Here is a 930-nt window from a genome sequence, read left to right as displayed (position 1 = left end):
CAGGCCGCCATCATCGGCAGCCAGCGGTTGATGCTGGCGACGCAGAGCGGTCGGCGCCATCCCGCAGCCCTGCAGGAACGCGGTATTGAAGCGGCGCAGGCTGTTGTAGCCCGCGGCCAGCGCGACGTCGGTCACTGGCAGCGTGGTTTCCGTCAGCAACTGCTTGGCCAGCAGCAGGCGGTGGGTGGCATGGATCTGCCCGGGTGTTGCGCCGAGATGTTCGACGAACAGGCGCTGCAGCTGGCGCGCGCTGAGTCCGATCTTCTGTGCCAGGTCCGCTACCGGCTGCTCCTGCAGGAAGCCGCCATGGATGATGGCCAAGGCGCGCTGTACGGTCTGCCCGGCGAGGGCCTGCTGGGCCTGCGGCGCCAGTTCCGGGCGGCAGCGCAGGCAGGGGCGGTAACCGGCGGCAGCGGCCGCGGCGGCGGTCGGGTAGTAGGTGATGTTGCGTGGTTTCGGCGGCGGCGCCGGGCAGACAGGGCGGCAGTAGATGCCGGTGCTGCGCACGGCGGTGAAGAACACGCCGTCGAAGCGTGCGTCACGGGCCAGGCGGGCGCGGTCGCAGGCGGCGGTGTCGAGGGCGAGTGCGGTGTCCATGGCGCCAGTCTAGGCCTGCGGGGGCGGCGATACTCGCCACATTCGGACATGGATGCTGAAGGGGGTTCGGCAGGGCTGCGCCCTGCACCCGCCGAATCAACGTCAACGTCAAAAGCCGGGCAACCGTGGGATGGGGGGGTGGGGGGGGGGGGGGGGGGGGGGGGGCGGGCGCCCACCCCCAGGGGGGCCGCGCCCCGCGCGGCGCCAGCCCCCCCCCCCCCGCACACCCACCACCCCCACACGCAGCACAGACAGGGATATCTCGCCGGGGTCTGCATAACAAAACATACCGGCCGCGCCCCAGACGTTGGCATTAGTGAGTGGGGGGGTGGG

1 protein-coding gene is annotated in these 930 nt (G+C 71.7%); it reads right to left on the bottom strand.

Features of this window, described 5'->3' with window-relative positions:
* On the bottom strand, positions 1–597 hold a 597-nt coding region (locus tag QRO91_RS22450; RefSeq protein ID WP_285310594.1), incomplete at its 3' end, for a bifunctional transcriptional activator/DNA repair enzyme AdaA.
* Positions 598–930 lie beyond the last annotated feature (333 nt).

It is taken from the genome of Stenotrophomonas maltophilia group sp. Smal32 (assembly GCF_030237085.1).
GTDB lineage: Bacteria > Pseudomonadota > Gammaproteobacteria > Xanthomonadales > Xanthomonadaceae > Stenotrophomonas > Stenotrophomonas maltophilia_Q.
Note: the sequence above shows the minus strand (reverse complement) of the source record. Positions and strands in the feature narration are given on the sequence as shown.